Genomic DNA, 8,456 nt, shown 5'->3' with positions numbered 1-8,456 from the left:
TTAAAATGTAACAATACCAAGCAATTGATGAAGCTAAATGTCCTAATCGAGTTTGTGATTACGCAAACCGATTAGGACATTTTTTAACATCCGAAGTAAACGTTCAATTGAAGCGTCCGAACAGAAAAATTGAAATCAAGCTGATCAGTATGAAAGCCGCCGCGAACGCAATCATCATGATTGCCTTTTGTATTTTATCTTTTCCGAGAACTCGCTTTGTTCGTTGCGTTTCAACCTCACTTTCGGCTACGTAGGCCACAATTTCAGAAAATGTTTTGAGGTCTTGGCGGTTTTTCAAGCGTTCGAGCTTAAACGAGCTCAGTAACATGATCGCAAAACAAATAATCGGCAGAAAAACCACGGTTGTCGATTCTTCAAAATAGAACACCGGTCCAATCGAAATAGCGCCAATCATCGCAGCGATGAGCATGATCAATGTATAGACAGACATTGCCCGGTTTACTTGTTTATTGGACAACTTATCTTTCATAGCCTCCAAATCTCCTCTAATGAGTTCATCCACAGAAACGTCAAAAAGAACACTCAACAATAAAATATTTTGAATATCAGGATACCGTTTATTGGTTTCCCAATTTGAAACGGTTTGTCGTGACACATAAACTTTACGGGCCAATTCTTCTTGAGAAAGGTTCTGAATTTTTCGGTAAGTTTTAATTTTGTTTCCAATGTCCATTTCCTCAACCCCTTACTGAAATTATACCTGAATAAGAAAATATAATCTGTCATCAAAGTTAATCACCCAGCTAAAATTACCCATGTAAACAAACTTTGACACGACAGACTTCAATATTTGGCTTCAGGAGGAAAATTTCACAAAAAAACACAAACCGCAATCGCGCAGTTTGTGTTTTTTGATTTGCTATTTTATTAAATGATGCCTATCTATTACAGATTTTTATCCATATTAAACGTCAATTTGGACAACGTCAGGCCCTTTTCAATCAATTGATGATTGAACTTCTCAGTGGCAATCCGCATCATTTTAACGACATCGTGATTTTGGCCAGTCAAGTAATCCGTTAGTTCCTGACCCTGCAACGCCTGGCTTTCATCAATTGCATTTTGAACGTGTCGGCGCAACTGTTCCTTCATGTCGGTTAAGAAATCGACATCATCTTGGATAAATTCAGAATAGTGCGATTCAACCAACATCGACAGCTTACGATACATCCAGTAGGCACTGACGTCATCGCAATGAACCGGCGTGTTGGCGTAGGTATCGTCGGTGTCGGTCGCATTGGCAAAGAACGGGACGTATGGTGAAAATGCCGGCACACCAAAGCATAACCACATAATCGCGTTGCTATTATTATCAACGTCATTGCGAATTTGGAGAACATGGGAATTTTGTGTCCGGTTCATCGAAATCGGCCGGAATAACGTCTTGGTCGCCTCATTTCCGCGACTAAACGGATCGTAAGGTGTTTCATTGTAGTGAGACCCTAAGATGTATTCCACATCTTCGACACTGATTTTATGATCAGTATGACAAATAAACGGCAAGTCTGACGAGGTCGGTGACTGCTCAATTTCAGGGTTCAAATACTTCTGGCCAAACCAAACACGTGGTGTGTTGTAATGGCGGTCCTTTTCGTTATCGGTTCCAAAAATATGGCGGAAGTTAAACCCTTCCTTGTCGGTATTCAAGTGGTACTTCTTAACAAATTTTTGAATGCCATCGGAGTACATAAAGTTGTCGGAATCTTTAAAATCAACTTGCTGAATTGCAACCTGGTTGGCAGCAATGGCATACGCGTCGTCTGGAATCCGTTGGGCAACCCAATGGTGACCAGTGACGATTTCCATATACCAAACTTCATGCTTGTCACTAAATAAGACACCGTTGCCTTCAGGTGACCCATATTTTTTGATCAAGTCGCCGAGATATTTGACACCATCGCGGGCGGAGTCAATGTATGGCAGAACCATGGACTGCAGTGAATCTTCAGCCAGGCCATCCTTAACCAGCGGATCAAACGCCAACGCCCGTTCATTTCCATAAACACTTTCGGTAGCACTCATCGCAACGTTTTTTTCGTTAAAGCCACTTTCGGCATAGACCCCTTCTTTGTCAACTTCGACATTTGGCGTCAATGAGTAGCGATACGCTTTCTTAGGAAGTGGTGCCTTAAACCCGTTTTGGTTGGATACCCACTCGCCTTCTTGATGATCATTGGCCGGCTCAACGTAAAAACGCTGAGGAGTCAGTGGCAGGAATGTATCGTCATTTCTGGCAATCATCGTCGATCCGTCAATGGAAGCCTTTTTGCCGACAAGAACGGTTGTACATGCTGATAAATGTTTGGAAGCCATTGTCATATCTCTTCTTTCGAAATTCAAATTATAGTTTAGCGGTTAATTGAACATCTGGATATTTGTCCTTGAACCAACGCAGGGCAAATTCGTTTTCAAATAAGAATAACGGATTGCCGGCGCGATCCTTGACCAATAAGTTTCGTGATGACGACATCTTTTCGTCCAGTTGCTCAGGATCAATCCAGCGGGCAATTTTATGGCCCATCGGATCCATGTTAACTTCAGAATTATATTCGTTCTGCATTCTGAACTGGAACACTTCAAACTGCAGCTGACCGACTGCCCCCAAAATATAATCATTGGTGGTATAGGATTGATACAGTTGGACTGCGCCTTCTTGAACCAATTGGTCAATTCCCTTATGAAATGACTTTTGTTTCATGACGTTCTTTGCAGAAACGCGGACAAATAGTTCTGGTGTAAATTGTGGCAGCTTTTCAAAAGCGACTTTTTTCTTACCAGAATAGATGGTATCGCCAATCTGAAAATTACCGGTATCGTATAACCCGATAATATCGCCGGCAACAGCGGTTTTAACGTTCTCCCTGGTATTGGCCATGAACTCGGTCACATTGGATAGCCTCAGCTTCTTTTGCGTCCGATACAGGTTGACGTCCATCCCCTTCTCAAATTCTCCGGAACAAACCCGAACAAAGGCAATCCGATCCCGGTGATTGGGATTCATGTTGGCCTGAATTTTGAAGACGAAGCCCGAGAATGTCTCGTCATCTGGTTGAACAACGTCGCCATCTTCCGTCTTATGTGCACTCGGTGCCGGTGCGTACTTCAAATAGGCGTCAAAAAAAGTCTTGACCCCAAAGTTAACCAACGCGGAGCCGAAGAATACAGGTGTCATATCTCCGGTCGCAATTTTGCCTTCATCAAATTGATTACCGGCCATATCCAAGAGGTCAATGGCGTCCTTGGCATCTTCAAACTGCTCGTCTTCAGCCAATTTCTCGTTGTTGATCGGATTGTTATTGTCATCCAAATCAACAATTTCCGATGGTTTATTATCTTTGGCATGATTATAGAGTTCCACGTTATGATTATAGCGGTCAAAAATCCCAGTCAGGGTCTTTCCCATGCCGATCGGCCAGTTCATTGGGTATGCTTCAATTCCCAAGACGTTTTCCAGCTCGTCAATCAAGTCCATCGGTTCACGACCGTCGCGATCGAGCTTATTCATAAACGTAAAAATTGGAATTCCCCGCATTTTACATATTTGGAATAGTTTCTTGGTCTGCGGTTCGATTCCTTTGGCAGAGTCAATGACCATGACAGCTGAATCAACGGCCATCAAAGTCCGGTAAGTATCTTCCGAGAAATCCTCATGACCCGGGGTATCCAAAATGTTGATCCGTTTGCCGGCATAGTCAAACTGCATCACAGAACTGGTAACCGAAATACCACGTTTCTGTTCAATTTCCATCCAGTCGGATTTGGCATAGTTGCCGGTCTTTCTGGCCTTAACCGTTCCGGCCGAGCGAACAACGCCCCCGAACAAAAGCAATTGCTCCGTGATAGTCGTTTTACCGGCATCAGGGTGAGAGATAATCGCAAATGTCCGCCGGGTGCTGTCTTCCTTTTCTAATTGTTGGGTATTCATATTTACTTCCTTTCAGACGAGTCAATAACTAATTAATTTTAACACGTTTTGGCCTTGACTCCTAGAACCCTCGCTTCATTCAAACAAAAAGGACTCATGCCATAGAAGTCCCACACAAGTCCTCGTAAATCAAATGATTCAGTTGCTTACATGCCACTTTCAACCTGGTGCATCACGTAGTTGACAACTTTTAATGAACTTAAGCCATCGTTAATCGCACAGAAACGATTGTAAAAGTTCATAAACTTCTCATTGGCAGACATATCGGGATGGGCCAGCGCATGGTCAATTTCTTCAAGGAGCTGCTTGGAAGTGTTGGCAATCTTTCCGGGCAAGTCTTTTTCATAGTTGAGGTAGAATCCCCGGAGTTCTTCCTTGTACAAATGATAGTCGTAAGGGTAGAACAGAATTGGCCGTTTCAAGTATGCGTAATCGAAGAAAACAGATGAGTAATCAGTGATTAACAGATCGGAAACCAGGTACAGGTCACTAATGTTAGGATAATCTGAGAAATCATAGACAAAGTCTGAGTACTCAGAGATATCCAACGCATTTGAAATGAGATAATGCATTCTCAAGACCAGGACGGTGTCATCACCAAATGATTGACGGAAATCGTCAAGATTAAATGGCAGTTCAAAAGTATACTTTCCTTTTTCGGCAAACTGGTTGTCCCGATAAGTCGGCGCGTACATGACCACTTTCTTATCCAGTGGGATTCCGAGTTGTTCCTTGATGGCATTAATATCTTCCTTTTGAGTATTAATCAATTCATCGTTCCGTGGATACCCAATCTTTAAAATCTGATTGTTGAAGCCAAAGGCCGAACGGAAAATCTGCGTTGAGTAATCGTTTGGTGAAACCAGCGCATCCCAACGGTTTGCTTCTCGAACAAAGTTCTTGTGATACTTGGCCGTCGTAGTCCCCGGCATTGAAACATTTTCAATATCCAAGCCAAGCTTTTTCAGCGGTGTTCCGTGCCATGTCTGGATATAAGTCACGTAGTTCGGCTTCTTAACCCAAGTTGGGAAGCGGGCATTGCTAATCCAAAACTGTGATTTTTCCAAAACCCGGACCCATTTGTTCGTCCGACGGATCACATAGGCAATCTGATTCTCCTTACAAAATTTCTTCTGTGAGCGGTCAATTGACCAGATCATTTTGATGCCGGGATACAACGTTTTGAAAGTCTTATAAATTGCAAACGGACTGTCACTAACCTGACGACCCCCAAAGCTTTCAAAAATAATCGTTGTGTTCTCATATGGTGAGTGACCAGATTTGAACAAGAAACGCATTCGGACCAAGTTCAGCTTATCTTGAATCATGCGAATCACATCAACCACGGTTGACGCTTTGCCGCCCGCAGCCCCGAGCTTTTCAAAGACTGAAGCGCCTTGAAATTCTTTGACCAAAATGCCATTGTCAAAGCGCTTCTCAAGGGTAATCATACGGTTGCCGGGTTGTTTAATTTCAGTTGATTGACCTGCCAGAGATTTGGAGATAATCAAACGCTGCTTGATTTCTTTTCCGTTTAATTCATATTCAATGTAAAGCTCACCAACTGAATTCTGAGGAATATCCGTGAGTGGGATCGCTACCGTGAACATTCCCTCAAACAACTTTTTGGTGACCGGATATTCCAATTTCCCGGCCGTCGTATGATTTTTAAGAATAATCCGCTGGTTCTTGATAATGGTGCCGTTAATCTTGTTGTAGCCAGTGATTTCCAAGTTTTGATCGGTCAAGTTGACGGAGTTAATCATAAATTCCTGATCGGATTGATGTGTCCGAAGGTTGAACAATGCCATCCCCTGCGCATCACTGTTAAATTGATAATAACTGGTCAGCTCTAACTGGTGGCGATCACTTAAATATTCACTTTCAACCTGGATAACGCTTTTGTTGGACAAACTATTGTGAATCAAAAAGATCTGCCATTCAAATTCAGTTTGATCTTCCGATTCAAAATGAAAGTCCTGCGCATCAATATTGACCCGGACAATGTTGTGGGTCAAGATCTTGCTGATCGGCTTCATGATTGATGCCAGGCTATTTTTTTCGACAAACAAAAAGTAGGCGTTTTCTAGTGAAGCCGAAACGTCCAGCAGTTCGAATTCCAGAACCTGTTTTCCCTTTTTTTGATGGACTCCTGATAATATCGCTCGCAATTTGATTTCCCCTTAATAATTAAAGATTCGTTTTCCAGGCAGGTACTTGGATGCATCGACAATGTTATCAATATCAATATACGTCCGGGCATCCTTAATATCCATGTTCAATAAGACCTGGTGATAAAAGGCGTTAATATCGTCATAGCGATGATAATCACTGTACGACAGTGCTTTGGTAAACGTTGACCGCCCTTGTCCTTCAAACGTTCGAAGCATCTCGTCGGTATTATTGGTTTTTTCATCCACCAATTCAGACAGATCTTGCGGTGCGGCAATAATTGAACTTTGCGTCACACTGTAGGTGACTTTTTGATTTTTAATGTAGTTGGTAAATCGGTAGACGAGCTGCCCCTTGGCATTCAAAAGCATACTTTCATCCAGATTGTCATCTTCAAACTTTTCGATTCCAAATAACTGATCTTGGTGATCATAGGTGTTGATCTGAATAACCCGACTGGATTTGTCAAATAACAGTGTATGTAGTCTAACGGCGTCATCCCCAAATAACGTTTCCGCAACAATGTCGCCATCGTCATCAATATACCTGGTTAGTGGTAATTTGCCAAGGTGGGCATCATAAGCTCTTAGATCATCGAGGGAAGGGTTTAAGAAATCACCTTGCTTTAAGTCGATGCCATCGTGATCCGCATAGATGTCCGCCAATGAGATCAACCGCACTGCCGGTCCGGCTGCCGGTAAATCAAGGCGGCTAAATTCACGTTCTGCCTGCCAAATTTCATCAAAATCAGTCATTGCCAAAAGGACAACGACTTGAAAATCCGTTGTGAGTAATGACATTAACTGCTTTTTAAAGGTTGCTTTTCGAATACCTTGAATGGATGTTACCAAAAAGATTGCTCGTCCCATAATTTCCTCCTGAATAATCAACTGCAAATGGGACAAAGGGCCCCGCGCGTCCTGCACGGCCAATATTTTTTCGAATCAACTATCCGAAAAATGACGGCCGTGCACCCGACGCGGCCCCTTTGCCCCACGTTCATGCGATATCACCATTGAGATTAAAGGGGCTGGCGGCAAAACATGAGTTTTGTCCCAGCCCCTTTTGAGTCACGAATGCTACCAAGCTAAAACGTGCGCCAAAAAGCAGCTCAACTCGGTCTTTATGCTTGCCAATCCTTAGTGTCGGTAAGACCTAAGTCTTCCTTGATCTTGGTCGTGGAAATGCCTTCGGTTCGAGGCAAATAAACAACTTCGCAATAGTCCTTTAAGAAGTCGAATTTCCCTTTCCAGTCGTCACCCATGACAAAAACGTCGATATCGCGATCTTGAACGTCGTGAATTTTTTGGTCCCAGTTGGTTTCCGGAATCACTTCATCGACGTATTTAATGGCTTCAAGAATATACTTTCGATCTTCGTATGACGTGTATGCTTTTTTACCCTTTTCAGCGTTAAACTCATCTGACGACAAGCAAACGGTGAGGTGATCACCAAGTGCCTTGGCACGCTTTAATAAGCGGACGTGGCCCTTGTGCAGCAAATCAAACGTCCCATACGTTATTACTTTTTTCATACAATCTCCTACTTAATCAATACTTTGAATGTTAGCTTAAAATAAACACATCTTAAATAGTAGCATAATCACGGTCAACGTCAATGTTTATTAAAGATAATTAACGTTTTTGTGTTATTCCAGCTGGTAAATATTATACAAGTGAACCACAATCACTTTTACCACAGCGTACAAAGGAACCGCTAAAATCATCCCCATCAGCCCGGCAATGTTTCCGGCAGCCAACAGAATAATAATGATGGTCAGTGGATGAATTTCCAGCGACTTGCCGATCACGTTCGGATAAACCAGATTACCGTCAATTTGTTGAACGATTAAAACAACCACGATATTCCAGACAACTGACCAAAAGCCACCGTGAGAAAATGACACGATTAAGGCGGGTGCAATTCCAATGTAAGGTCCAAGGTATGGAATGATATTGCAAATTCCGGCAATCACGCCCAACAACAATGCGTATGGTGTGCCGATAATTACATACCCAATCGCCGTGAAGGTCCCGACAAACAAACACTCGATCATCTGACCGGAAATATATTTGGAGATGGTGTGACTCATTTTACCTAATAAATCCATCGTTTGTTCACGGTGACGTTCGGGCAAGATATTCTTGATGGTCGGTGCCAGCCGATAACCGTCCTTAAGCATATAAAACAGGACAACCGGAACGGTTACGGCAATAATCACCACGTTGGCTGCCGCTGAAATGATCCCGCCTAACCCGGTCGTCACGCTGTTAAAGATCGTCTCGGCGTACTTATTGACGTTGCGGGATAGTTTGTCTGTCATCGACGTAAAGTCAAC

7 protein-coding genes are annotated in these 8,456 nt (G+C 42.9%); all 7 read right to left on the bottom strand.

Translation table 11 applies throughout. The features are described 5' to 3' along the window. Positions 1 to 103: 103 nt before the first annotated feature. The gene (locus tag AB3112_RS05730) at positions 104 to 694 is read right to left on the bottom strand and encodes a helix-turn-helix transcriptional regulator (RefSeq protein ID WP_057911090.1); all 591 of its coding nucleotides are present in this window, start codon (positions 692 to 694) and stop codon (positions 104 to 106) included. A gap of 212 nt (positions 695 to 906) precedes the next feature. Next, complete coding sequence (locus tag AB3112_RS05725) at positions 907 to 2,334, bottom strand: C69 family dipeptidase (protein WP_084974805.1); 1,428 nt, start codon at positions 2,332 to 2,334, stop codon at positions 907 to 909. Between the two features lie 28 nt (positions 2,335 to 2,362). Further along, positions 2,363 to 3,946 carry a peptide chain release factor 3 gene (locus AB3112_RS05720; RefSeq protein WP_075141219.1) on the bottom strand — a complete coding sequence of 528 codons (1,584 nt, stop codon included), beginning with the start codon at positions 3,944 to 3,946 and terminating at the stop codon, positions 2,363 to 2,365. A gap of 146 nt (positions 3,947 to 4,092) precedes the next feature. Next, positions 4,093 to 6,117 carry a CDP-glycerol glycerophosphotransferase family protein gene (locus AB3112_RS05715; protein WP_367334094.1) on the bottom strand — a complete coding sequence of 675 codons (2,025 nt, stop codon included), beginning with the start codon at positions 6,115 to 6,117 and terminating at the stop codon, positions 4,093 to 4,095. 12 nt (positions 6,118 to 6,129) lie between these two features. Next, the gene (locus AB3112_RS05710; protein WP_084974801.1) at positions 6,130 to 6,987 is read right to left on the bottom strand and encodes a hypothetical protein; all 858 of its coding nucleotides are present in this window, start codon (positions 6,985 to 6,987) and stop codon (positions 6,130 to 6,132) included. Positions 6,988 to 7,241: 254 nt separating this feature from the next. Further along, positions 7,242 to 7,652 (bottom strand): glycerol-3-phosphate cytidylyltransferase, encoded by a 411-nt coding sequence (gene tagD / locus AB3112_RS05705; protein ID WP_057911085.1) that lies wholly within the window; start codon positions 7,650 to 7,652, stop codon positions 7,242 to 7,244. Positions 7,653 to 7,766: 114 nt separating this feature from the next. Continuing rightward, on the bottom strand, positions 7,767 to 8,456 hold a 690-nt coding region (locus AB3112_RS05700), incomplete at its 5' end, for an AI-2E family transporter (RefSeq protein ID WP_367334093.1).

It is taken from the genome of Lentilactobacillus sp. (assembly GCF_040773105.1).
Lineage (GTDB): Bacteria > Bacillota > Bacilli > Lactobacillales > Lactobacillaceae > Lentilactobacillus > Lentilactobacillus parabuchneri.
This window is presented reverse-complemented; position numbering and strand designations above follow the sequence as displayed.

What these genes read in the sequence shown, in the direction of transcription:
- AB3112_RS05710 (WP_084974801.1), bottom strand. Translation starts at nt 6,987, where the DNA reads ATGGGACGAGCAATCTTTTTGGTAACATCCATTCAAGGTATTCGAAAA.
- AB3112_RS05725 (WP_084974805.1), bottom strand. Translation starts at nt 2,334, where the DNA reads ATGGCTTCCAAACATTTATCAGCATGTACAACCGTTCTTGTCGGCAAA.
- tagD (WP_057911085.1), bottom strand. Translation starts at nt 7,652, where the DNA reads ATGAAAAAAGTAATAACGTATGGGACGTTTGATTTGCTGCACAAGGGC.
- AB3112_RS05720 (WP_075141219.1), bottom strand. Translation starts at nt 3,946, where the DNA reads ATGAATACCCAACAATTAGAAAAGGAAGACAGCACCCGGCGGACATTT.
- AB3112_RS05730 (WP_057911090.1), bottom strand. Translation starts at nt 694, where the DNA reads ATGGACATTGGAAACAAAATTAAAACTTACCGAAAAATTCAGAACCTT.